The organism is Streptomyces sp. XD-27, assembly GCF_030553055.1.
In the GTDB taxonomy this organism is placed as follows: Bacteria; Actinomycetota; Actinomycetes; order Streptomycetales; family Streptomycetaceae; genus Streptomyces.
Genome location: NZ_CP130713.1, coordinates 6,432,258 through 6,455,854 on the forward strand (window position 1 = coordinate 6,432,258; position 23,597 = coordinate 6,455,854).

Sequence of the window (23,597 nt, forward strand, 5' to 3'; positions counted from 1 at the left end):
TTACGCCTCCGGGGCCTCGAACTTGCTGGTGCGCTGCATACCGGCGGCGCGGCCCTTGCCCGCGATCACCAGCGCCATCTTGCGGCTGGCCTCGTCGATCATCTCGTCGCCGAGCATCGCCGAGCCCTTCTTGCCGCCCGCCTCGGACGTGCACCACTCGTACGCGTCCAGGATCAGCTCGGCGTGGTCGTAGTCCTCCTGGGTGGGGGAGAAGACCTCGTTGGCCGCCTCGACCTGGCCCGGGTGCAGCACCCACTTGCCGTCGAAGCCCAGCGCCGCCGCCCGGCCCGCCACCGCGCGGTACCCGTCCACGTTCTTGATCTGGAGGTACGGGCCGTCGATGGCCTGGAGGTCGTGGGTGCGGGCCGCCATCAGGATGCGCATCAGGATGTAGTGGTACGCGTCCGCCGGGTAGCCCGGCGGCTGCTCGCCCACGACCAGCGACTTCATGTTGATCGAGGCCATGAAGTCGGCCGGGCCGAAGATGATGGTCTCCAGCCGCGGCGAGGCGGCGGCGATCGCGTCGACGTTCACCAGGCCCTTGGCGTTCTCGATCTGCGCCTCGATGCCGATCCGGCCGACCTCGAAGCCCATCGTCTTCTCGATCTGGGTCAGCAGCAGGTCCAGCGCCACGATCTGCTGCGCGTCCTGCACCTTCGGCAGCATGATGCAGTCGAGATTCTGGCCCGCGCCCTCCACGACCGTGATCACGTCCCGGTACGTCCAGTGGGTGGTCCAGTCGTTGACCCGCACCACGCGGGTCTTGCCGGTCCAGTCGCCGTTGTTCAGGAAGTCCACGATGGTGTGCCGCGCGCCCTCCTTGGCCAGCGGCGCGCACGCGTCCTCCAGGTCCAGGAAGACCTGGTCGGCGGGGAGCCCCTGGGCCTTCTCCAGGAAGCGCGGGTTCGAGCCCGGGACGGCCAGGCACGAGCGGCGCGGACGCAGACGGTTGACGGTCATGCGGGGACCTCCAGAGGGTCGAGCTTGTTCGCTTTCCGGATCTCGTCGACGATACGGCCGATGATCTCCGTGATGCCGAAGTCCTTGGGTGTGAAGACGGCCGCGACTCCGGCCTCGCGCAGCGCGGCGGCGTCGGCGGACGGAATGATGCCGCCCGCGATGACGGGGATGTCACCCGCCCCCGCCGCGCGCAGCCGCACCAGGACGTCGGGGACGAGTTCGGCGTGCGAGCCGGAGAGGATGGAGACGCCGACGCAGTGCACGTCCTCCGCCACGGCGGCGGAGACGATCTGCTCCGGGGTCAGCCGGATCCCCTGGTAGACCACCTCGAAGCCCGCGTCACGGGCCCGTACGGCGATCTGCTCGGCGCCGTTGCTGTGGCCGTCCAGACCGGGCTTGCCGACCAGCAGCCGCAGCTTGCCGGAGCCCAGCTCCTCGGCGGTACGGGCCACCTTCTCCCGCACCGCGGCCAGCGGCGTGCCGGCCTCCGCGGTGACCGCGACCGGGGCGCTGCTCACCCCCGTCGGGGCGCGGAACTCGCCGAAGACGTCCCGGAGCGCCCACGCCCACTCGCCGGTCGTCACGCCCGCGCGGGCGCAGGCGAGCGTGGCGGCGAACATGTTCTCCTCGCCCGCCGCGGCCTTCTTCAGCGCCGACAGCGACTCCTGGGCCAGCGCCTCGTCGCGGTCGTCGCGCCACCGGTGCAGGGCGGCGACCACGCGCTCCTCGTTGGCCGCGTCCACCGTCATGATCGCGGTGTCCAGGTCGGCGGTGAGCGGGTTGGGCTCGGTGGACTCGTAGCAGTTGACGCCGACGATCTTCTCCTCGCCCGCCTCGATCCGCGCGCGGCGCTGCGCGTGCGAGGAGACCAGCTCCGACTTCAGATAGCCGGACTCGACGGCGGCCATCGCGCCGCCCATCTCCTGGATCCGGTCGATCTCGGCCAGGCACTCGGTGACCAGGGCGTCCACCTTGGCCTCGATGACGTGGCTGCCGGCGAAGATGTCGTCGTACTCCAGCAGGTCGCTCTCGTGCGCGAGGACCTGCTGGATGCGCAGGCTCCACTGCTGGTCCCAGGGGCGGGGCAGCCCCAGCGCCTCGTTCCAGGCCGGGAGCTGGACGGCACGCGCGCGGGCGTCCTTGGAGAGGGTGACGGCCAGCATCTCCAGGACGATGCGCTGGACGTTGTTCTCCGGCTGCGCCTCGGTCAGCCCCAGGGAGTTGACCTGGACGCCGTAGCGGAACCGGCGCTGCTTGGGGTTCTCGATGCCGTACCGCTCACGGGTGACCTTGTCCCAGATGCGGCCGAAGGCGCGCATCTTGCACATCTCCTCGACGAACCGGACCCCGGCGTTGACGAAGAAGGAGATGCGCGCGACCACGTCGCCCCTGCGGTCCTCGGGGACCTGGCCGGAGGCGAACACCGCGTCGAGCACGGCGATCGCGGTGGACATCGCGTACGAGATCTCCTGGACCGGAGTGGCCCCCGCCTCCTGCAGGTGGTAGCTGCAGATGTTGATCGGGTTCCACTTCGGGATGTGGTTGACCGTGTACGTGATCATGTCGGTGGTCAGCCGCAGGGACGGACCGGGCGGGAAGACGTACGTCCCGCGCGACAGGTACTCCTTGACGATGTCGTTCTGCGTCGTCCCCTGGAGCTTGGCGATGTCCGCACCCTGCTCCTCCGCGACGACCTGGTACAGCGCGAGCAGCCACATGGCGGTCGCGTTGATGGTCATCGAGGTGTTCATCTGCTCCAGCGGGATGTCCTGGAACAGCCGCCGCATGTCGCCGAGGTGGGAGACCGGGACCCCGACCCGGCCGACCTCGCCGCGGGCGAGGATGTGGTCGGGGTCGTAACCGGTCTGCGTCGGCAGGTCGAACGCCACCGACAGACCGGTCTGGCCCTTGGCGAGGTTGCGCCGGTACAGCTCGTTGGACGCCTCGGCGGTGGAGTGCCCGGCGTACGTCCGCATCAGCCACGGACGGTCTTTACGACGTTCTGTCATGCGTGCGTCTCACACATTCCGGAAGCGATTGATGGCGTCGATGTGCTGGTCGCGCAGTTCCTGGTCGCGCACGCCCATGCCCTCCTCGGGGGCCAGGCACAGCACGCCGACCTTGCCCTGGTGGAGGTTGCGGTGCACGTCGTACGCCGCTTGGCCCGTCTCCTCCAGAGAGTACGTCTTCGACAGCGTCGGGTGGATCTTGCCCTTGGCGATCAGGCGGTTGGCCTCCCACGCCTCGCGGTAGTTGGCGAAGTGCGAGCCGACGATCCGCTTCAGCGACATCCACAGGTAGCGGTTGTCGTACTCGTGGTTGTAGCCGGAGGTGGACGCGCAGGTGACGATGGTGCCGCCCTTGCGCGTGACGTAGACCGACGCGCCGAAGGTCTCGCGGCCGGGGTGCTCGAAGACGATGTCCACGTCCTCGCCGCCGGTCAGTTCGCGGATGCGCTTGCCGAGGCGCTTCCACTCCCTGGGGTCCTGGGTGTGCTCGTCCTTCCAGAACTTGTAGCCCTCGGCGTTGCGGTCGATGATCGCCGTGGCGCCCATGGACCGGCAGATCTCCGCCTTCTGCGGGCTGGAGACCACGCAGATGGGGTTGGCCCCGCCGGCGAGCGCGAACTGGGTGGCGTAGGAGCCGAGTCCGCCGCTGGCGCCCCAGATCAGGACGTTGTCGCCCTGCTTCATCCCGGCGCCGTTGCGGGAGACCAGCTGCCGGTACGCGGTCGAGTTGACCAGCCCCGGCGCGGCCGCCTCCTCCCAGCTCAGGTGCCGCGGCTTGGGCATCAGCTGGTTGGACTTCACCAGCGCGATCTCGGCCAGACCGCCGAAGTTGGTCTCGAAGCCCCAGATGCGCTGCTCGGGGTCGAGCATCGTGTCGTCGTGGCCGTCGGCGCTCTCCAGCTCCACCGACAGGCAGTGCGCCACGACCTCGTCGCCCGGCTTCCAGGCGTTGACGCCGGGTCCGGTGCGCAGCACGACGCCCGCCAGGTCGGAGCCGATGATGTGGTACGGGAGGTCGTGCCGCTTGGCGAGCGGGGAGAGCTTGCCGTACCGCTCCAGGAAGCCGAAGGTCGGCAGCGGCTCGAAGATCGAGGTCCACACGGAGTTGTAGTTGACCGAGCTGGCCATCACGGCGACGAGCGCCTCGCCGGGGCCCAGTTCGGGCACCGGGACCTGGTCCAGGTGGAGGGACTTGCGGGGGTCCTTCTCCCGGGTGGGGAGGCCGGCGAACATCTCGGCCTCGTCCTTGTGCACGGTGATCGCGCGGTACGAGTCGGGCAGGGGCAGTGCCGCGAAGTCCGCTGGCGTGCTGTCGGTCGCGAGGATCGCGTCCAGGATCTCGTTCACTTGGGGCCTCCGGCGAAGCGTCTGGGAACGCTTGAGGGAACGCTGGGGTCGATGACAGGTGGTGCTGACGGTGCCGTCGGTTCGGCGGAGGTGGTGCTCGGCGGTGCGCGGGGTGGGGCGCTGTGGAATTGCCTGTGACGCAGGCGTCCGGGCGCGCAACGCAACGGTTGCGGGGACAGCCGACGCGCGACGGTTCTCTACGCGCCGGCCGCCCGGACACCACTCAAGCTATGGCACCGCGTGCCATCCGACAAGACACTGGGTGCCAACAATTTCCCTCAGGTGGCGTTCGCCGTGCTCGCATGAGCAAAACGGCCGCCCCGTGGCGGGGCGGCCGCTTCTGTCTGTGTGTGATTGTGTGCGATAAGTTGATCGATCAGTCGCGCTTGAGTGCCCGCTCGATGGTCCGCATGACCTCCGCCAGCGGCGCGTCCGTACGCGCCACCGCCACCAGCACCTCGCCCTCGGCGGAGGCAGTGGCAGCCGGACCCCTGCCGCCCGGCGCCGTCCGCCCCGCCCCGATGCCGGTCCCGAACGTCTCCCGCACGATCGCGAAGGCGTGGTCCAGCTGCGCCTCCACATCGCCCTGGCCGCCCGCGCGCAACCAGCGCCGCAGCACATGGTTGTGCGCCGTGACCACCGCGGACGCCGCGACCTCCGCCAGCAGCGGGTCGTCGTCGCCGACGTGGTGCGCGCCCTCGTCGAAGTGGCCCAGCAGATAGCGGGTGAACAGCCGCTCGTAGCGGGCGACGGAGGCGATCTCGGCCTCCCGCAGCGCGGGCACCTCGCGGGTCAGCCGGTAGCGCTCCACCGACGCGGCCGGGGAGGCCGCGTACATCTTCATGACCTCCTTGATGCCCCGGCACACGGTGTCCAGCGGGTTCTCGTGCGGCGGCGCGGCCTCCAGGACCGCCTCCGCCCGCACCAGGGTGTCGTCGTGGTCGGGGAAGATCGCCTCTTCCTTGGAGCGGAAGTGGCGGAAGAACGTGCGCCGGGCGACCCCGGCCGCGGCCGCGATCTCGTCGACCGTCGTCGCCTCGTAGCCCTTCGTCGCGAACAACTCCATCGCGGCGGCCGCCAGTTTGCGGCGCATGGACAGCCGCTGGGCGGCGGCGCGGCGCGAACCGGCGCTCTCCGGACCTTCCGAGGAGGTGCTGCGGTTCACACGTGCGGACTTCACGGGCTGGGACATGTGGGGAACGTAACACGCCGACGAGTGCGTATGCCGGGGCGGACCGCCGACGGGCTCCAGCAGTCCGCCCCACCCCGGGAGCTCGTCAGGCCTTCGCATACTCGCGGAAGCCGCGCCCCGTCTTACGTCCCAGGCAGCCCGCCGCGACCAGGTGCTCCAGCAGCGGCGCGGGCGCCAGGCCCGGCTCGCGGAACTCGCGGTGCAGCACCTTCTCGATCGCCAGCGACACGTCCAGGCCGACGACGTCCAGCAGCTCGAAGGGGCCCATCGGGTAGCCGCCGCCCAGCTTCATCGCCGCGTCGATGTCGTCCAGCGACGCGTAGTGCTCCTGCACCATCTTCACCGCGTTGTTCAGGTACGGGAACAGCAGCGCGTTGACGATGAACCCGGCCCGGTCGCCGCAGTCCACCGGGTGCTTGCGGACCGCCGCGCACACCGCGCGCACGGTCGCGTGCACGTCGTCGCCGGTGAGCACCGTGCGCACCACCTCGACGAGCTTCATCGCCGGCGCCGGGTTGAAGAAGTGCATGCCGATCACGTCCTGCGGCCGCGACGTGGCACGGGCGCAGGCGATCACCGGCAGCGAGGAGGTCGTGGTGGCCAGCACCGCGCCCGGCTTGCACACCTTGTCCAGGGTCTGGAACAGCTGCTGCTTGACGGCCAGGTCCTCGGCGACCGCCTCCACCGCCAGGTCCACCTCCGCGAAGGCGTCCAGCGAACCGGCCGGGGTGATCCGCGCCAGCGTCTCCTCCCGGGCCTCGGCGGTCATCCGCCCCTTGGTCACCGAGCGCTGGAGCGACTTCGCGATCCGGGCCTTGGCGGTGTCCGCCTTCTCCTGGGTGCGGGCCGCGAGCACCACGGTGAAGCCCGCCTTGGCGAAGACCTCGGCGATCCCGCTGGCCATGGTGCCGGAGCCGGCGACGCCGACGCTGCGCACCGTGCGGCCCGCCGAGAGCTCGTGCGCGTCCCCCGGCGTCTCCGCGTCCGGCACCACCTCCGTGCTTCCCGGCGCCGCGTAGGTGTAGAAGCCGCGGCCCGCCTTGCGGCCGGTCAGGCCCGCCTCGCTGAGCTGGCCGAGGATCGGCGCGGGCGCGTGCAGCCGGTCGCCGGACGCGGCGTACATCGCCTCCAGCACGGTACGGGCGGTGTCGACGCCGATCAGGTCCAGCAGGGCCAGCGGCCCCATCGGCAGCCCGCAGCCCAGCCGCATCGCGGCGTCGATGTCCTCGCGCGTGGCGTACTTCGACTCGTACATCGCCGCGGCCTGGTTGAGGTAGCCGAACAGCAGCCCGTCGGCGACGAAGCCGGGCCGGTCGCCGACCGCCACCGGCTCCTTGCCCAGCTCGCGGGCCAGCTCGGTGACGGCGGTGACGGCCGCGGGCGCGGTCAGCACCGAGGAGACGACCTCCACCAGCTTCATGGCGGGTGCGGGGTTGAAGAAATGCAGGCCCAGCACCCGCTCGGGGCGGGCGGAGTCCGCGGCCAGCCGGGTCACCGACAGCGCGTTGGTGCCGGTGGCCAGGACGGTGTCGGGCCGGACGACCGCGTCCAGGGCCGTGAAGACCTCGTGCTTGGTGGCGTAGTCCTCCGGCACGACCTCGATGACCAGGTCCGCCTCGGCGGCGGCGGCCAGCTCGGTGGAGGTGCGGAAACGGGCGAGGATCTCCGCCCGCTCGGCCTCGGTGATCCGCTCCCGGCGCACGGCGCGGGCGGTCGAGGCGTCCAGGGCGGCGGCGGCCCGCTCGGCGGCGGCCGCGCTGATGTCGATGCCGACCACCTGGCGGCCGGCGCGGGCGAGCACCTCGGCGATACCGGTGCCCATCGTGCCGAGGCCGACGACGGCGACCACGTTCAGGGCGGAGGAGGGGGCGGAGGAGGGATCTGGGGTGGACTGACGGTCCATCGCGAGACTCCAGAGGGTGTTCCCCGGGCATGGGGAGAGGTGACGACTGAAGGAGCTCCGGTTCCGCGTGAAGACGCCATCGGCGTTACACGGAAAGGGAGTTAGGCGCTGCTGGGCGGGCACCACTGGTCGTAGAAACCCGCGAGCAACATGTGCGGCCGACCCTGTCCCGGGGCCGTGCCCTACTTCGAGTGCCGAACCGACTTCACTCATGGCGGCTGCGTCACCAGGCCGCCCGAGCACGAGTGCTGCTCGTGTCCCGGAGCTTAACTCGCGGGTAACCGAGAAAGCCAGAGCTCGTTCGTAACTCAAGCGCTGTGGCGCGCGCCACTGCGTACAGCCACTGGGGAGGCACCGGCTCATGGAAGACGATTTCCGCGCCCTGGCCGACAGGGTGCGCGCTTCGCTCACGTCCCCGCAGGAGACGGCGGCGTACGTCCGGCTGCTCGGCCTCGTCCGCGAGCGCACCCCGGCCGCGCGCGAGGAGCTCGCCCGCGTGCTGGTCGCACCGGAGCAGCCGCTGTGGGCGCGGGAGACCGCCGCGTATGTGCTCGGCAGCGCGGGGGACCGCCGGGCCTTCGAGACGCTCGTGCTCATGCTCAACTACCGCGACCCGGTGCGCTGCGTCACCGCCGCGCGGGCGCTGGCCCGGCTCGGCGACCCGCGCACCGCGCGGGCGGCGGCGGCCCTGGCCACCAACCCGGTGCGCACGCACTACGCCCTGCATCCCATCCGGCTGCTGGTCGAACTGCGCGCCCCGGAGTCGGCCCCCGCCCTGATCGCCACCCTGGAGCGGCTGCTGTCCTCCAACGATCATCACTGGCCGATCGCCCGTGCGTGTGTCGAGGGGCTGGGCGCGCTCGGCGACCCGCGGGCCATCCCGGTCCTCACCAAGGCCAGCGAGTATCCGCAGCTGACGGCGGCGGCCTCGGCGGCACTGGCCCGCGCCGAGTCCGGGGTCGAGTCCGGGACCGGGGGCGAGGCCGAGGCCGGTGCCCGGGCCCGCCCCGGCCTGCGGCCCCAGCGGTCCGCCGGGCCGGGGGAGCGTGCACAGCAGCCGGGGGCGGGCCGCCGTGTGCCCGGCGCCCGCCCGCAGCCCGTGTCGCAGGCCCAGCCCCCGGCGCCCCGGAACCGCCCCGATGCCCGGCCTCAGTCGGGGAAGCGCCCCAACTCCAACACGTAGCGCACCTCGGGCACGGCGACGCCGTCCACGTCGGAGGCGACCTCCCCACCGTCCGGTGTGAAGCCCGCCAGCTCATAGAAGCGCCGCGCCCGCGCGTTCCCCTTGAGCACCCATAACCGCACCCGGGGGAAGCCGCGCTCGGCGACCCGCGCGAGCGTCTCGCCCAGCAGCGCGCGGCCGACGCCGGTGCCGACCAGCTCCGGGCGGGCGTAGAGGGCGTACAGCTCCGCGTCCCCGCTGGGCAGGTCCGGCTCGCGGTACGGGCCGAAGCAGGCCCAGCCCGCCACGTCGCCGTCCGCCCGCTCCGCGACGAGGTTGACCACGTCGCCCAGGCCGAGGGAGAAGAACTCCCGGCGCCGGGCGGCGTCTTCGGCCACGCTCAGGGCGTCCAGATGCGCCTGCGGCATCAGCCCGGCGTACGCGGACTGCCACCCGCGCACCCGCACCTCCGCCACGGCGTCGATGTCCGTCTCCGCCATCTCCCGAACCCTCATACGCACCACCATAGGGGGCCTGTACAACCGGATTTCGGGGCTCGGACTTGACCTTGACGCCAGCGGCAGGGTTCGACGATGGCCGGCATGAAGCACGCCAACGACACCGACACCCAGCAGAACGAGTACGAGGGCGGCGCCCTGGACGGCAAGGTCGCCGTCGTCACCGGGGCCGGCACCGGCATCGGCCGGGCCACCGCCCGGTCCCTGGCGCGCGCGGGCGCCCAGGTGGTGGCCGTCGGACGCCGCGCGGAGCCCCTGGACGAGACCGTCGACGGCCACCCGCGCATCCATGCGCTGCCCGCCGACATCACCGCCGCCACCGGGCCCGAGGACATCGTCCGGCACACCCTGCGCGACCACGGCAGGCTCGACATCCTGGTCAACAACGCGGGCATCGTGCGAGGCGGCACCTTCGGCGCCGTCACCCGCGAGCTGTACGAGTCCCAGATGGCCACCAACGTGATCGCACCGTCCCTGCTGGCCCAGGCGGCGCTGCCCGCGCTGGAGGCCGCGGGCGGCGTGATCGTCAACGTCAGCACGGCGGTGGGCCAGCGCGGCTGGCCGGGCCGCTGGGTCTACGCCTCGACCAAGGCGGCGGTGGACCTGCTCACCCGCAGCTGGGCGGTGGAGCTCGCGCCGCGCGGCGTGCGCGTGGTCGCGGTCGCGCCCGGGGCGATCGAGACCCCGATCGCCGACCACTCGGGTTTCACACCGGAGCAGCGGGCCGAGGCCCGGGCGTGGCAGCTCGCGCACACCCCGGCCGGCCGCATCGGCCGCCCGGAGGAGGTGGCCTGGGCCATCACGGAACTCGCCTCGCCCGGCGCGTCCTTCGTCACCGGGGTCGTGCTGCCCGTCGACGGCGGCGCGGTGGTCGGCTGACCGTCCCGCGCGGCCAGTCTGCTAGAACAGGGCCCGGAGACGGGGCCGGAAGGTGGGACGGGGTGCGCATCGGAGAACTGGCGCGGGCGACCGGGGCAACGCCGCGCGCCCTGCGCCACTACGAAGAGGCGGGCCTGATCAGCGCCGACCGCGCGCACAACGGCTACCGCGACTACCCGGAGGCGGCGGTCCGGCGTGTCCGCAACATCAGGTACTTGTTGGAGGCCGGGCTCACCCTCGACGACGTGCGGTGTTTCCTGCCCTGCCTGGACGGCGACCTCGCCAGCGCCCCGCCCGGCCCCGCGGGCCTGCGGGTGGTGCGCAACCGGCTCGCGGTGCTGGACGCCCGGATCGCCGCGCAGACGGCGGTCCGGGACCGGCTCGCCCACGCCCTCGACGACCTGGACGGCTAGCCGAGCCGGACGCCGTCGCGCATGATCAGGCGCCCAACGGTCGTACGGCCCGGGACGATCACCGCCCACGGCACTGACGACCGCTCACAGCGCTGACCACCACTCACAGCAGCGACAGCTGGGTGGCCTCGGGCGCGGTGGCGGGCGGCGGCTCGGGCGCGGGTTCCGGGAGGCCGCGGGCCGCCCCCGGCCGCCACGGGCCGATGCCGTACTCCGCCGCCAGTTCGTGCACCTGGCCGGTCACCCGCCGCTGGTACCACTTCGGGGCGTACGCGCCGTCCGCGTACAGCGCCTCGTAACGGCGCACCAGACGCGGATGGTGCCGGGTCAGCCAGGCCATGAACCACTCGCGCGCGCCCGGTCGCAGATGCAGCACCAGCGGGGTCACCGACGTGGCGCCGGACGCCGCGACGGCCCGCACCGTGGCGCGCAGGTGCGCCGGGGTGTCGCCCAGGTACGGGATGACCGGGGCCATCAGCACCCCGCACGGGATGCCGTGGTCGGTGAGCGTCCGTACGACGTCGAGCCGCCGCTCGGGGGACGGGGTCCCCGGCTCGACGGTGCGCCACAGCTCCGCGTCGGTGAAGCCGACGGAGACCGAGACGCCGACATCGGTCACCGCCGCGGCGCGGCGCAGCAGCTCCAGGTCGCGCAGGATCAAGGTTCCCTTGGTGAGGATGGAGAACGGGTTCGCGCGCTCGGTGAGGGCGGTGAGGATGCCGGGCATCAGCCGGTAGCGGCCTTCGGCGCGCTGGTAGCAGTCCACGTTGGTGCCCATCGCGATGTGCTCGCCCCGCCAGCGGCGGGAGGCGAGCTCGTGGCGGAGCAGCTCGGGGGCGTTGAGTTTGACCACGATCTGGGTGTCGAAGCCGAGCCCGGTGTCGAGGTCCAGGTAGCTGTGGGTCCGGCGTGCGAAGCAGTAGACGCAGGCGTGCGTGCAGCCGCGGTACGGGTTGACCGTCCACTCGAAGGGCATCCGGGAGGCGCCGGGCACCTTGTTCACGATCGACCTCGCCCGGATCTCGTGGAACGTGATCCCCCGGAACTCGGGGGTGTCGAAGGTGCGGGTGACGACCCCGTCGGTGCCGAAGAGGGCGGGGGCGGCGGCGGTGCCGTCGGGGTTCAGGTTGTCCCAGCGCATGGCACACCTCCTCAGTCTCTGTACGAAAGAATAGAACATACGTTCCCATGTCTCGCGTCAACCCTGGATTTGGGCGGTCGCCCGTCAGGTGGTTGGCTTGCCGCGAGGCGAATACGCCACAGGCAGACGCGTGCAGGAGGAACAGCACATGGGCCAGGTCGAGGCCACCACGGAGCGGATCGTCACGGGCAAGCCCGAGGACGTGTTCGATGCCCTCGCCGACTACAGCGACACCCGCGCCAAGCTGCTGACGGAGCACTTCAGCGAGTACGAGGTGCGCGAGGGCGGCGACGGCGAGGGCACGCTGGTGCACTGGAAGCTCCAGGCCACCAGCAAGCGGGTCCGCGACTGCCTGCTGGAGGTCACCGAACCGACGGACGGGCAGCTGGTCGAGAAGGACCGCAACTCCTCGATGGTCACCACCTGGACGGTCACCCCCGCGGGCGAGGGGCGGTCGCGCGTGGTGGTCACCACGACGTGGACCGGCGCGGGCGGCATCGGCGGATTCTTCGAGAGGACCTTCGCGCCCAAGGGGCTTGGCCGCATCTACGACGCGCTGCTGGCCAACCTGGCGGCCGAAGTGGAGAAGTGATCGTCGGCCGGGACTCCCGGCAGACTCACCGGTTCGAGTGGTTTTCCCGGCGGCTCAGCGGTCCGTCGTAGCCGCTCCGACCGGCCAGAAGGCGGTTTGTGTCCTTCTCTCCGATAAATCGTCGCGCTTGCTCGTTGTTGTCGCGTAATGCGAGAAATGGGCGGCGGCGCAGGCGCGACGATAGGGGAGAGGCACGTGGGTGGGACCACCTTGGTGAACGGCGGCGGGAGTCCGGCCGCGCCCGCACAGGGCCCGGAGCCCGCGGAGGCACCCGGGGCCCCTGAGGTCTCGGGGGCTTCGAGGGATTCCGCGGAGGCGGTCGCGACCAGCCTGATCGGCGGTCAGGGCCACATCGTCTACGACGTGAGGTACGGCACCGAGGCCGAGGGCGAGCCGCGCGACGGTCGGATCCCGGCCGAGCCGGACGCCGCCGTCGGCGAGCCCGCAGTCCACGAGCAGGCAGTCCACGAGCAGGCAGTCAACGAGCCCTCCGGGGTGCGGGCCGCCGTGCCGTCGGCGCCGGCACCGCTCAGCCCCGCCCGGGTGCGGGTGATCTTCGTCGGCCTGATGCTGACGCTGTCGCTCGCCGCCCTCGACCAGACCATCGTGGCCACGGCCCTCCCCGAGGTCGTCGGCGATCTGCGCGGCCTGGACAAGATGTCCTGGATCGTCACCGCCTACCTCCTCGCCACCACCGTCGTCCTGCCCATCTACGGCAAGGCGGGCGACCTCCTCGGCCGCAAGAGCGTCTTCCTCTTCGCGCTCGTCGTCTTCGCCGCCGGATCCGCGTTCGCGGGCTGGGCGCAGACCATGGACCAGTTGATCGTCGCGCGGGCCGTCCAGGGCGCGGGCGGCGGAGGGTTGATGATCGGCATCCAGGCGATCACGGCCGACATCGTGCCGCCCCGCCGGCGCGGCCCCTTCATGGGCCTGATGACCGGCGTCTACGGGCTCGCCTCGATCGCCGGACCGCTGCTCGGCGGCTTCTTCACCGACCACGCCTCCTGGCGCTGGTGCTTCTACATCAACCTCCCCATCGCGCTGGCCACCCTCCTCGTCATCGCCCTCGGCCTCAAGCTGCCCAGGCCCGTCCGCCGGGCCCGGTTCGACGTCCTCGGCGCGCTGCTGCTGACCGCCGCCACCATCTGCCTGGTGCTGCTGAGCAGTTGGGGCGGCACCGAGTACGCGTGGAAGTCCCGCGTCATCCTCGCGCTGGCGGCCGGCGCGCTCGGCGCCGTCCTGCTCTTCGTCCTCGTGGAGCACTTCGTCCCCGAACCGGTCATCCCGCTGCGGCTGTTCCGCGACTCGATCTTCAACGTCACGGGCGTCATCGGTGCCCTGATCGGGGTCGCGCTCTTCGGCGCCGGCAGCTACCTGCCCACCTTCCTGCAGATGGTCGACGGCGTCAGCGCCACCGAGTCCGGGCTGCTGATGCTGCCGATGATGGGCGGCCTCGTCGTGGCGTCCTGCGTCTCCGGAGCCCTGACCAGCCGTACCGGCCGCTACCGGATCTGGCCCATCGCGGGCTGCGCCGCCTCCGCCGCGGGCATGTGGCTGCTGTCCCGGCTGGACGAGGACACCTCCCGGCTGGAGTACAGCGTGGCGATGGGCGTCCTCGGGCTCGGCGTCGGCATGGTCATGCCCGTGCTCACCCTCGCCGTACAGAACTCCGCGGACCCCGCCGACCTGGGCGCCGCCACCAGCGCGAGCAACTACTTCCGGCAGATCGGCGGCAGCATGGGCGCCGCGGTCTTCGGCACCCTGCTCGCCGACCGCCTCGCCGACCGGCTGGCGGCCGAACTCCCCGCCGACGAACGGCTGCCCGACCCCAAGTCGATCACCCCGGAGATGGTGCACGCGCTGCCCTCGGCGCTGCGCGACGGCTACATCACCGCCTACGCCGACGCCATGCCGCGGATCTTCCTCTACCTCGGGCCGGTGCTCGTCCTGGGCTTCCTGCTCGCCTTCCTCCTCAAGGAGAAACCGTTGGTGTCCACCACCGAACCCGCCGCCACGGCCGACCAGGGCGTACCGAGCGCCCGCTTCTCCGCCGCGACCGTCACCGTCGCCGCCCCGTGAACCCGGTCGCCGCTGCGCCCGCCCCGGCCGCCGGGACCGCCACCGCCGCCGGGCCCGCCTCCGGCTACGTCGCGGGCATCCCGGTCTGCGGCACCGTGCAGCACCACGACGGCAGCACCGTCCCGCGCGCCGCGCTCACCCTGATCGACGTGGGTGGACGGCAGATCGGGCGCGGCGCCAGCGGTGAGGACGGCCGCTACGCGCTGGCCACCCCCGGCGCCGGCAGTTACGTCCTCATCGCGGCGGCGGGCGGACACCAGCCGCAGGCCGTCACCGTCACGGTCGGCGACCGGCCCGTCGAGCTCGACGTGGTCCTCGGTGGCGCCGGGCGGCTCGCCGGAACCGTGCACACCGCCGACGGCACCCCCGTACGGGACGCCATGGTGACCCTCACCGACGTCCGCGGCGAGGTCGTGGCGTCCACCCGCAGCGGCCGCGAAGGCGCTTACGTGATCGGCGAGTTGGTGGCCGGGGAGTACACCCTCGCCTCCAGCGCCCCCGCCTTCCGGCCCGCCGCCCTGCCGGTGACCGTCCAGGCCGCCCGCGAGACCCGGCAGGACATCGAACTGGCCGGCGGCGCGGTGCTGCGCGGGGTCGTCACCGCCACCGGCGGACGGCTGGTGGAGGACGCGCGGGTCACGCTGCTGGACGCCGCGGGCAACGTGGTCGACACGGTCACCACCGGCTCCGACGGCGCGTTCCGCTTCATCGACCTGTCGGCGGGCGAGTACACGGTGATCGCGGCGGGCTACCCGCCGGTGGCGACCGTACTCCAGGTCGCGGGCGGCGGCCGCACGGAACGCGACCTCCAACTCGGCTACGAGGACTGAGGCTTCAGCCGCCCGCGCCCTGTGGCGGGCCGCGGCGCGCGGGCGCGCGCGGGGGCGCGTCGTCAGTTCGGGTAATGCCTCCCGCCGCGCCCCGTCGCCCCCGTACGGTGTATGTGTATGCGGTGCCGCAGATCGTCGTGTGCGAAGGAGCCTTCCTCTGATGCCGGTGTCCGGACGGATTCCGCTTGCTGTCGTCGTGGTGGGCGCGGACGGGCTGGTGACGCACTGGAGCAGCGGCGCCCGCCGACTCTTCGGGGCGAGCCGCGAGGCGGCCGTGGGATTCCCGGCCGCCGATCTGATGCCGGTCTCGGGAGCCCTGCGCGGCCTCGGCTCCCGCTGCCTGGACCTCGACGGCTGCCCGGACGGTGAGACGTACTGCCCCACCGCAGGCCGCGCCCGGATGAGCGATCGCGCGGGCGGCCCGGTCGACGTGCTCTGGTGGGCGTATCCGCTGGTCTGCCCGAGTGCCGAGGGGCTGCTGGTGCTCGCGGTCGACGCGGCCCGGGTCGACCCGGACGGCGACGGTCGCGACCGGGCGCGGTTCTCGCCCGGCTTCGCGCCGCACACCGAGTCCCCCGCCGCCGGACAGTTCGCCGAGCGGCTGCCCGACATGCTCCCCGGCATGGGCCCCGCGGCGGCCGGGCGGATCGTCGCGCAGGTGCGCGAACTCGGCTACCCCGTCGTGGAGATCAGCCGGCACGACCGGGTGTGCCCGTGACGGAGTCCCGATCGGCGGCCCCACCCCGCATAGCCGTCGTCGGCGCGGGCTTCGGCGGCCTCTGCGCGGCCATCCGGCTGCGCCAGGCCGGCATCACCGCGTTCACCGTCTTCGAGAAGGCCGCGGACGTCGGCGGAGTGTGGCGGGACAACACGTATCCCGGCGCCGCCTGCGACGTGCCCTCGCATCTGTACGAGTTCTCGTTCGCGCCCAATCCCCGCTGGTCCCGCCGGTTCGCCGGGCAGCGGGAGATCCACGCGTACCAGCGGGACTGCGTCGAACGCTTCGGGCTGCGCGAGCACCTGCGGTTGGGCACGGAGATCGCGGCGGCGGACTTCGCCGACGGCGTCTGGACGCTCACCACGGCCGACGGAGCCGTCCATCGGGCCGAGGTCCTGATCACCGCGACCGGCCAGCTGTCGCGGCCGGCGATCCCGCCGCTCCCCGGCCGGGAGTCCTTCGCGGGCCCGCAGTTCCACTCCGCGGCCTGGCGGCACGACGCCGAGCTGGCCGGCAAGCGGATCGCGGTCCTCGGCACCGGCGCGAGCGCCGTGCAGTTCGTCCCCGAGATCGCCAGGACCGCGGCGTCGGTGACGGTGTTCCAGCTCGACCCGCCGCACGTGCTGCCCAAGCCGGACTACCGGTACCCGAAGGCGGTCACCCGGCTGCTCACCCGGGTCCCCGCCCTCCAACGGCTCAGCCGCTGGGCCACCTACTGGACGCTCGAGTCCCGGGCGCTCGGACTCACCCGGTTCCCGGAGCTCGCCGCGCCGTACGCGCTGCGCGTCGGACGCCACCTCAGGAGAAAGGTCGGCGACCCGGGGCTGCGCGCGCGCATCACCCCGACCAGTCCGCTCGGCTGCGCCCGGGTGCTGCTGTCCGACGACTGGTATCCCGCGCTCGACCGGCCGAACGTGCGTGTCGTGGACGACCGCGTCACCGAGGTCACCCCGACCGGGCTGGTCACCGAGGACGGCACGACCCGCGCGTTCGACGTCCTGATCTACGGCACCGGCTTCCACGCCGGCGACTTCCTGGCGCCGATGAGGATCAGCGGCCGGGACGGGCGCGATCTGCACGAGACCTGGCGGCACGGCGCCGAGGCCTATCTCGGGCTCACCGTGCACGGATTCCCGAACCTGTTCATGCTGTACGGGCCCAACACCAACCTCGGCCACAGCTCGATCATCTTCATGCTCGAAAGCCAGATGGCCTACGTCATGCAGGCCGTCGCGGAGCTCGGCCGGGGCCGGACCCGGTGGCTGGAGGTGCGCGCCGACGTGCAGGGCGCCTTCAACGACGAGGTGCGGCGACGCATCCGGGCCACCGCCTGGGATCGCGGCTGCATGAGCTGGTACACGAACGCGGCGGGCAGGAACACCAACAACTGGCCCGGCTTCACCTTCGCCTACCGGCGTCGGACCCGGCGCCTGGACCTCGCCGACTTCCACCGCGAACCGGCGGGTAGCGGCCCGGCGCCCGAGCCGTAGGTGTAACCGAGATCGGCCGGGGCACTCGGCTCGGGAAGACCACGTCTATCAGCGCTGTGTGTCCCGGCCGGGGCAGCCGGACAGGAGCCCGCTCGGGGAGTCGGGACACCGGATCGGACACGTATGAGCAGCGGGTCAATGGGTCCGAAGGGCTCCGGCCGGGATCCGATCGAAGAGTTCCTCTCGCGTTTCTTCGGCGGCACGACGGGCGTGCCCGGCGGGCCGCGGTCCGGGCCCCGGCAGATCGACATCGGCCGACTGATGAGCGAGCCCGCCCGGCAGCTGGTCGCGGGTGCCGCCGCGTACGCGGCCGAGCACGGCAGCACCGACCTGGAGACCGAGCACCTGCTCAGGGCGGCGCTCACCACCGAGCCGACCCGAAGCCTGGTGGCGCGCTCCGGTGCCGATCCCGACACGCTGGTCACGGAGATCGACCGCACGGTCGGCGACGGGCCGCCGCAGTCCGCGATATCGGTCACCCCGGCGGTCAAGCGCGCCCTGCTCGCCGCCCACGACCTGGCGCAGGCGAACGGCGTCTCCTACATCGGCCCGGAGCATGTGCTCAGGGCGCTCGCCGCCAACCCCGACTCGGCCGCGGGCCGGATCCTCAACGCGGCCCACTTCGACCCGGCCGCGGCCGCGAAGCCGAAGAGCACGCCGCCCGCCGGAGCCGAGCAGCGGCCCGCGGCGAGCGAGACGCCGCTGCTCGACAAGTACGGCCGCGATCTGACCGATCTGGCCCGGGCCGGCCAGATCGACCCGGTGATCGGGCGCGAGCTGCAGATCGAGCAGACCGTCGAGGTGCTCTCCCGCCGGGGCAAGAACAACCCGGTGCTCATCGGCGACGCCGGCGTCGGCAAGACCGCGATCGTCGAGGGGCTCGCCCAGCGGATCGCCACGGCCGACGTGCCCGTCACGCTCGTCGGCCGCCGGGTCATCGCGCTGGACCTGTCCGGCGTCGTCGCCGGCACCCGCTACCGCGGCGACTTCGAGCAGCGGATGAACGGCATCATCGAGGAGATCCGCACCCACACCGACCAGCTCGTGATCTTCATCGACGAGCTGCACACGGTCGTCGGCGCGGGCGGCGGCTCCGAGGGCGGCGCGATGGACGCCAGCAACCTGCTCAAACCCGCGCTGGCCCGCGGCGAGGTGCACGTCATCGGCGCCACCACCATGGAGGAGTACCGCCGCTACATCGAGAAGGACGCGGCCCTCGCCCGCCGCTTCCAGCCGGTCCTCGTCCCCGAGCCCACCGCCGAGGACACGCTGGAGATCCTGCGCGGGCTCCAGGACCGCTACGAGGCGCACCACCAGGTGCGGTACACCGGCCAGGCGCTGCTGGCCGCCGTGGAGCTGTCCGACCGCTACATCACCGACCGCTTCCTGCCCGACAAGGCCATCGACCTGATGGACCAGGCCGGGGCCCGGGTCCGGCTCCGTGCCAAGGCTCCGGCCACCGACGTACGGGCCATGGAGCGCGAGCTCGAACAGCTCCAGCGCGACAAGGACCAGGCGGTCGCCGACGAGAGCTACGAGCAGGCCACCGAGCTGCGCGACCGGATCGTCGCGCTGGAGGGGCGGATCCGGGCGGGGCTGGGCGAGCCGACCGGCGACGGGCTGGTCATCGAGGTCACCGCCGAGGACATCGCCGAGGTGGTCTCCCGGCAGACCGGCATCCCGGCCAGCAGCCTGACCCAGGAGGAGAAGGACCGGCTCCTCGGCCTGGAGGATCACCTCCACCGGCGGGTCATCGGCCAGGACGAGGCGGTCACCGTCGTCGCCGACGCGGTGCTGCGCTCCCGGGCCGGTCTCGCCGACCCCAGCCGGCCCATCGGCAGCTTCCTCTTCCTCGGACCCACCGGGGTCGGCAAGACCGAGCTGGCGCGGGCGCTCGCCGAGGCGCTGTTCGGCAGCGAGGAGCGCATGGTGCGGCTCGACATGAGCGAGTACGGGGAGCGGCACACCGTCAGCAGGCTCGTCGGGTCCCCGCCCGGCTACGTCGGCCACGAGGACGCCGGGCAGCTCACCGAGGCCGTACGCCGCCACCCGTACTCGCTGGTGCTGCTGGACGAGGTGGAGAAGGCCCACCCGGACGTGTTCAACCTGCTGCTCCAGGTGCTGGACGACGGGCGGCTGACCGACGCCCAGGGCCGCACCGTCGACTTCAAGAACACCGTCATCGTGATGACGAGCAACCTCGGCTCGGAGGCGGTCGGCGGCCGCGGCATCCTCGGGTTCGGCGCCGAGGGCGCCGAGGCGGACGAGGTCGCCGCGCGGGACCGGGCGCTGCGCCCGCTGCGCGAGCACTTCCGGCCCGAGTTCCTCAACCGCATCGACGAGATCGTCATCTTCCGACGGCTCGCGGACGAGCAGCTGCACCAGATCACCGACCTGCTGCTGGAGGAGACCCGCCGCCGGCTGCGGGCGCAGGACATCGGCGTGGACTTCGCCCCGGAGGCCGTCGACTGGCTCGTCCACCGCGGCCACCAGCCCGAGTACGGGGCCCGGCCGCTGCGCCGCACCATCCAGCGCGAGGTCGACAACCCGCTGTCCAAGATGGTGCTCGAGGGCCGGCTCGCCGGCGGCCAGCGGGTGCGGGTCGCGGTGGCGGAGGACCGACTGGCGTTCCGCACCGAGGCGGCGGACGACACCGCGAACGCCGCCGGCGCCATCGACGCCCGGCCCTGAATATCGCGCCGCATTCGCCGCCATAAGGACCTCAGATGACGGACCGGGCCGCTCGGTTCCGCTTATTGCGGAATTTTTATCCGAATTTTCGGCGAAGCGATGCAATGAGGCCCTCGGAGACCCCTGTTACGGCGGTTCGGGCTTTCGTATGTCAGCATGCACCGGAAATGATTCCGCGCGGGAGTGCATCATCCCGCGAGTGAGGAGGAGACGACGATATGCGATTCGCCGGACGAGGCGATCTCGATGGCGGGGCGACCCTCCGGCGGTCGGCACCAAGACTCTATGTTCTGGACCTGTTGCGTCTCCTCGCGGCCCTCATGGTCGTGATGTACCACTACGTCGCCCTGTACGGGGGCTGGGACCAGGACCCCCGGACGATCTTCCCCAGCCTCCACCAGGGCCTGCAGTACGCCTGGCTGGGCGTCGAGCTGTTCTTCCTGATCAGCGGGTTCGTCATCTGCATGAGCACCTGGGGGAGGACGCTGGGCGACTTCGTGGTGTCCCGGATCTCCCGCATCTACCCCGCCTACTGGGTCGCGGTCCTGCTGACCGCTGCCGTGGTCACGCTGTGGCCGCAGGTCCGCAGCGTGGCCGGCTGGGACGAGGTGGTCACCAACCTCACCATGCTCCAGCAGGGCCTGGGCGTATCCGATGTCGACGGCGTCTACTGGACGCTCTTCATCGAGCTCAAGTTCTACGCGCTCTTCGCGATCGTGGTGGCCACCGGGGTCACTTACCGTAGGTGCGTGATGTTCTGCGGTATCTGGACGGCGGCGGCGGTCATCGCACCCACGGCGGACAACAAACTGCTCGACATGTGGGCTATGCCGCTCTTCGCCCCCTATTTCGTCGCGGGCATCGCGTTCTATCTCATGCACCGCTACCGGCCCAACGCACTGCTGTGGGCGCTGGTGCTCGTCTCCCTGCTGCTGGCCGAGCACCACGTGGGCAAGCGGATCGCCGACAACCTCACCGACACCGAGGACCCGATCCCGTTCTGGCCCGCGCGGCTGGCGATCGCCGTGATGTTCGCGATCATGGCGGGCGTCGCCCTGGGCGCGTTCGACCGGGTGCGGTGGCGCCGGCTCGCCACGGCGGGCGCGTTGACCTACCCGCTGTACCTGGTGCACCAGTACATCGGGCTGACGCTGATCCACTGGCTCCAGGGCCGCATGCCCGCGCCGGTGCTGGTGCTCGCGGTCATCGCGGTGATGCTGCTGGCCGCCTGGGTCCTGCACCGGTGCGTCGAGCGCCCGCTGGGCCGGGCGCTGCGGCGGTCGCTGCAACGGGGCCTGGAGGACATGCGGCGGCATTCGGCCCCGGCCGCGGCGGAGGCGCCGGGGCAGCCGGCCCAGGACCCGGTCGGGCAGCCGGACGCGCCGGCGGCGCCAACTCACGTACTGACAGGGCCAACACGACGCTGAACCGCGGGTCTCCCCGCGCCGCGCGGGTCATCATGGGCATAGTCATGTCGAGACGATCGGCCGGCCCGGGGAACGGAGAGACCCGTGAAGATCCTGATCAGCGCGGACATGGAGGGCGCCACGGGGGTGACCTGGCCGGCGGACGTGCTGCCCGGCACGCCGCAGTGGGAGCGCTGCCGCAGGCTGTTCACCTCGGACGTGAGCGCCGCGATCACCGGGTTCTTCGACGGCGGAGCCGACGAGGTGCTCGTCAACGAGGCGCACTGGGACATGCGCAACCTGCTGCTGGAGGAGCTGGACGAGCGGGCGCGGATGCTCACCGGCAGGCACAAGAGCCTGAGCATGGTCGAGGGCGTGCAGCACGGTGACGTGGACGGTGTCGCGTTCGTCGGCTACCACACCGGCGCGGGCACCGAGGGCGTCCTGGCCCACACCTACCTCGCCAACTCCGTCACCGGCGTGTGGGTCGGCGGGGTCCGCGCGAGCGAGGGCCTGCTGAACTCGCTGGTCGTCGCCGAGTACGGGGTGCCGGTGGTGCTCGTGACCGGCGACGACCGGACCTGCCAGGACGCGCGGGCGTACGCGCCGGACGCCCGCCTCGTCGCCGTCAAGGACTACGTCTCCCGGTACGCGGCGGTGTGCCGCACCCCCGCCGCCACGGCGGCCGAGATCCGGTCCGCGGCGAAGGAGGCGGCGGCGTTCGCGGTGCGGCACGAACCGGCGCGCGGCGGCCCGTTCGCCCTGGAGCTGGAGTTCGACGCCGAGCATCTGGCCGGGGCGGCGACCGTCGTCCCCGGGGTCGAGCGCAGCGGTGAGCGCCGCGTGGCGTACACCTCGCCGACCATGTACGAGGCGATCCGCTGCTTCAAGGCGGTCACCACCGTCGTCTCCGCCGCGGTGGAGGAGCAGTATGGCTGACCGGTACGACGCCATGGACGCGACCGCGCTGGACGAGGTGGTGCGGTTCACCTCCGACCTGATCCGGATCGACACCACCAACCGGGGGAGCGGGGACTGCCGCGAGCGACCCGCCGCCGAGTACGTCGCCGAGCAGCTCAGCGAGGCGGACATCGCCCCCACGCTGCTGGAGTGCGCGCCGGGCCGGACCAATGTGGTGGCCCGCGTCGAGGGCACCGATCCGGGCGCGGACGCGCTGCTGCTCCACGGCCATCTGGACGTGGTGCCCGCCGAGCCCGCCGACTGGACCGTGCACCCGTTCTCCGGCGAGATCCGCGACGGCGTGGTGTGGGGCCGCGGCGCGATCGACATGAAGAACATGGACGCGATGATCCTCGCCGTCGTCCGGGCCTGGGCCCGGGCCGGGGTGCGGCCCCGCCGGGACATCGTGCTGGCCTTCACCGCCGACGAGGAGGACAGCGCCGCCGTCGGCTCCGGCTTCCTCGCCGACCGGCACGCCGACCTGTTCGAGGGCTGCACCGAGGGCGTCGGCGAGACCGGCGCCTTCACCTTCCACGCCGGTCCCGGCCGCCGCCTCTACCCGATCGCCGCGGGTGAGCGCGGCACGGCCTGGCTGCGGCTGACCGCGCGCGGCACCGCGGGCCACGGCTCGAAGAACAACCCCGCCAACGCGGTCACCCGGCTGGCCTCCGCCGTCGCCCGGATCGGCGCCCACCGCTGGCCCGTGCGGCTGACCCCGACGGTGCGGGCCGCGCTGACCGCACTCGCCGAGCTGGAGGGCGTGACCGCCGACCTCGACGCCCCCGGCTTCGACGTCGACGAGCTGCTCGCCAAGCTCGGGCGGGCCGCCGCCCTGGTCGAGCCGACCGTCCGCAACAGCGCCAACCCCACGGTCCTGGAGGCCGGGTACAAGGTGAACGTGATCCCGGGCAGCGCCACCGCCTATGTCGACGGACGGCTGCTGCCCGGCGGCGAGGAGGAGTTCCGGGCCACCATGGACCGGCTCACCGGGCCCGACGTGGACTGGGAGTTCCATCACCGGGCGGTCGCCCTCCAGGCCCCGGTGGACTCCCCGACGTACGCGGCGATGCGCGCGGCCGTCGAGCACTTCGACCCGGGCGGCCACGTCGTGCCGTACTGCATGTCGGGTGGCACCGACGCCAAGCAGTTCTCCCGGCTCGGCATCGCCGGATACGGCTTCTCTCCCCTCAAGCTCCCCGAGGGCTTCGACTACCAGGCGCTCTTCCACGGCGTGGACGAGCGCGTGCCCGTCGACGCCCTGCGCTTCGGCGTCGGCGTACTCGACCACTTCCTGCAGGAGGCATGAA

Annotated in this window: 16 protein-coding genes and 2 pseudogenes; 11 read left to right on the forward strand and 7 right to left on the reverse strand. The window is 72.2% G+C overall.

Going from position 1 to position 23,597, the window contains the following annotated elements; genetic code table 11:
- From Q3Y56_RS28015 to Q3Y56_RS28035, 5 genes are all read right to left on the reverse strand, one after another.
- Nucleotides 1–960, reverse strand: coding sequence for a CoA ester lyase (locus tag Q3Y56_RS28015; protein ID WP_304464574.1), 960 nt, complete (start codon nt 958–960; stop codon nt 1–3).
- Complete coding sequence (locus tag Q3Y56_RS28020) at nt 957–2,969, reverse strand: protein meaA (protein WP_304464575.1); 2,013 nt, start codon at nt 2,967–2,969, stop codon at nt 957–959. Before Q3Y56_RS28020 ends, Q3Y56_RS28015 begins: the two co-directional genes overlap by 4 nt.
- A gap of 9 nt (nt 2,970–2,978) precedes the next feature.
- Nucleotides 2,979–4,316 carry a crotonyl-CoA carboxylase/reductase gene (gene ccrA / locus Q3Y56_RS28025; RefSeq protein ID WP_304464576.1) on the reverse strand — a complete coding sequence of 446 codons (1,338 nt, stop codon included), beginning with the start codon at nt 4,314–4,316 and terminating at the stop codon, nt 2,979–2,981.
- 376 nt (nt 4,317–4,692) lie between these two features.
- The gene (locus tag Q3Y56_RS28030; RefSeq protein ID WP_304464577.1) at nt 4,693–5,508 is read right to left on the reverse strand and encodes a TetR family transcriptional regulator; all 816 of its coding nucleotides are present in this window, start codon (nt 5,506–5,508) and stop codon (nt 4,693–4,695) included.
- 85 nt (nt 5,509–5,593) lie between these two features.
- Nucleotides 5,594–7,411, reverse strand: a complete 1,818-nt coding sequence (locus Q3Y56_RS28035; RefSeq protein WP_304464578.1) for a 3-hydroxyacyl-CoA dehydrogenase family protein — start codon at nt 7,409–7,411, stop codon at nt 5,594–5,596.
- Between the two features lie 361 nt (nt 7,412–7,772).
- Here Q3Y56_RS28035 and Q3Y56_RS28040 point away from each other — a divergent pair.
- A pseudogene (locus Q3Y56_RS28040) lies at nt 7,773–8,357 on the forward strand (HEAT repeat domain-containing protein); the annotation flags it as partial.
- Between the two features lie 203 nt (nt 8,358–8,560).
- Here the strand turns inward: Q3Y56_RS28040 and Q3Y56_RS28045 are convergent.
- Nucleotides 8,561–9,088 (reverse strand): GNAT family N-acetyltransferase, encoded by a 528-nt coding sequence (locus Q3Y56_RS28045; protein WP_304464579.1) that lies wholly within the window; start codon nt 9,086–9,088, stop codon nt 8,561–8,563.
- An 87-nt stretch (nt 9,089–9,175) separates the two neighbouring features.
- Here Q3Y56_RS28045 and Q3Y56_RS28050 point away from each other — a divergent pair, with 87 nt between their 5' ends.
- Nucleotides 9,176–9,970: an SDR family NAD(P)-dependent oxidoreductase gene (locus Q3Y56_RS28050; protein WP_304464580.1), complete on the forward strand. Its 795-nt coding sequence runs from the start codon at nt 9,176–9,178 to the stop codon at nt 9,968–9,970.
- Between the two features lie 62 nt (nt 9,971–10,032).
- Nucleotides 10,033–10,383 carry a MerR family transcriptional regulator gene (locus Q3Y56_RS28055; RefSeq protein ID WP_304464581.1) on the forward strand — a complete coding sequence of 117 codons (351 nt, stop codon included), beginning with the start codon at nt 10,033–10,035 and terminating at the stop codon, nt 10,381–10,383.
- Between the two features lie 103 nt (nt 10,384–10,486).
- On the opposite strand, the gene Q3Y56_RS28060 is transcribed toward Q3Y56_RS28055, so the two are convergent.
- Nucleotides 10,487–11,524, reverse strand: a complete 1,038-nt coding sequence (locus Q3Y56_RS28060) for an Rv2578c family radical SAM protein (protein ID WP_304464582.1) — start codon at nt 11,522–11,524, stop codon at nt 10,487–10,489.
- 148 nt (nt 11,525–11,672) lie between these two features.
- Between Q3Y56_RS28060 and Q3Y56_RS28065 the strand changes: the two genes are divergently transcribed.
- The 8 genes and pseudogenes from Q3Y56_RS28065 (at nt 11,673) to Q3Y56_RS28100 (ending at nt 23,596) form a co-directional block, all read left to right on the forward strand.
- Nucleotides 11,673–12,116, forward strand: a complete 444-nt coding sequence (locus Q3Y56_RS28065) for an SRPBCC family protein (RefSeq protein WP_304464583.1) — start codon at nt 11,673–11,675, stop codon at nt 12,114–12,116.
- A gap of 495 nt (nt 12,117–12,611) precedes the next feature.
- Nucleotides 12,612–15,025, forward strand: a pseudogene (locus Q3Y56_RS28070) (MFS transporter).
- A 160-nt stretch (nt 15,026–15,185) separates the two neighbouring features.
- Nucleotides 15,186–15,743 carry a hypothetical protein gene (locus tag Q3Y56_RS28075; RefSeq protein ID WP_369696817.1) on the forward strand — a complete coding sequence of 186 codons (558 nt, stop codon included), beginning with the start codon at nt 15,186–15,188 and terminating at the stop codon, nt 15,741–15,743.
- On the forward strand, nt 15,740–17,233 hold the full coding sequence (locus Q3Y56_RS28080) for an NAD(P)/FAD-dependent oxidoreductase (protein ID WP_304464584.1): 1,494 nt from the start codon (nt 15,740–15,742) through the stop codon (nt 17,231–17,233). Before Q3Y56_RS28075 ends, Q3Y56_RS28080 begins: the two co-directional genes overlap by 4 nt.
- Nucleotides 17,234–17,356: 123 nt before the next feature.
- Nucleotides 17,357–19,924 carry an ATP-dependent Clp protease ATP-binding subunit gene (locus Q3Y56_RS28085; protein WP_304464585.1) on the forward strand — a complete coding sequence of 856 codons (2,568 nt, stop codon included), beginning with the start codon at nt 17,357–17,359 and terminating at the stop codon, nt 19,922–19,924.
- Between the two features lie 299 nt (nt 19,925–20,223).
- Nucleotides 20,224–21,351, forward strand: a complete 1,128-nt coding sequence (locus Q3Y56_RS28090; RefSeq protein WP_304464586.1) for an acyltransferase — start codon at nt 20,224–20,226, stop codon at nt 21,349–21,351.
- 84 nt (nt 21,352–21,435) lie between these two features.
- Entirely contained in the window at nt 21,436–22,269 is an 834-nt protein-coding gene (locus Q3Y56_RS28095; RefSeq protein WP_304464587.1) for a M55 family metallopeptidase, read from the forward strand.
- Nucleotides 22,262–23,596, forward strand: coding sequence for a M20/M25/M40 family metallo-hydrolase (locus Q3Y56_RS28100; RefSeq protein ID WP_304464588.1), 1,335 nt, complete (start codon nt 22,262–22,264; stop codon nt 23,594–23,596). The genes Q3Y56_RS28095 and Q3Y56_RS28100 overlap by 8 nt, the downstream gene beginning before the upstream one ends.
- Nucleotide 23,597: the final 1 nt, after the last annotated feature.

Bases quoted from the DNA above. Each gene is read 5' to 3' on its own strand.
- Q3Y56_RS28085 (WP_304464585.1), top strand. From the start codon at position 17,357: ATGAGCAGCGGGTCAATGGGTCCGAAGGGCTCCGGCCGGGATCCGATC.
- Q3Y56_RS28020 (WP_304464575.1), bottom strand. From the start codon at position 2,969: ATGACAGAACGTCGTAAAGACCGTCCGTGGCTGATGCGGACGTACGCC.
- Q3Y56_RS28030 (WP_304464577.1), bottom strand. From the start codon at position 5,508: ATGTCCCAGCCCGTGAAGTCCGCACGTGTGAACCGCAGCACCTCCTCG.
- Q3Y56_RS28050 (WP_304464580.1), top strand. From the start codon at position 9,176: ATGAAGCACGCCAACGACACCGACACCCAGCAGAACGAGTACGAGGGC.
- Q3Y56_RS28015 (WP_304464574.1), bottom strand. From the start codon at position 960: ATGACCGTCAACCGTCTGCGTCCGCGCCGCTCGTGCCTGGCCGTCCCG.
- Q3Y56_RS28065 (WP_304464583.1), top strand. From the start codon at position 11,673: ATGGGCCAGGTCGAGGCCACCACGGAGCGGATCGTCACGGGCAAGCCC.
- Q3Y56_RS28045 (WP_304464579.1), bottom strand. From the start codon at position 9,088: ATGAGGGTTCGGGAGATGGCGGAGACGGACATCGACGCCGTGGCGGAG.
- Q3Y56_RS28035 (WP_304464578.1), bottom strand. From the start codon at position 7,411: ATGGACCGTCAGTCCACCCCAGATCCCTCCTCCGCCCCCTCCTCCGCC.
- Q3Y56_RS28060 (WP_304464582.1), bottom strand. From the start codon at position 11,524: ATGCGCTGGGACAACCTGAACCCCGACGGCACCGCCGCCGCCCCCGCC.
- Q3Y56_RS28075 (WP_369696817.1), top strand. From the start codon at position 15,186: ATGCCGGTGTCCGGACGGATTCCGCTTGCTGTCGTCGTGGTGGGCGCG.
- Q3Y56_RS28100 (WP_304464588.1), top strand. From the start codon at position 22,262: ATGGCTGACCGGTACGACGCCATGGACGCGACCGCGCTGGACGAGGTG.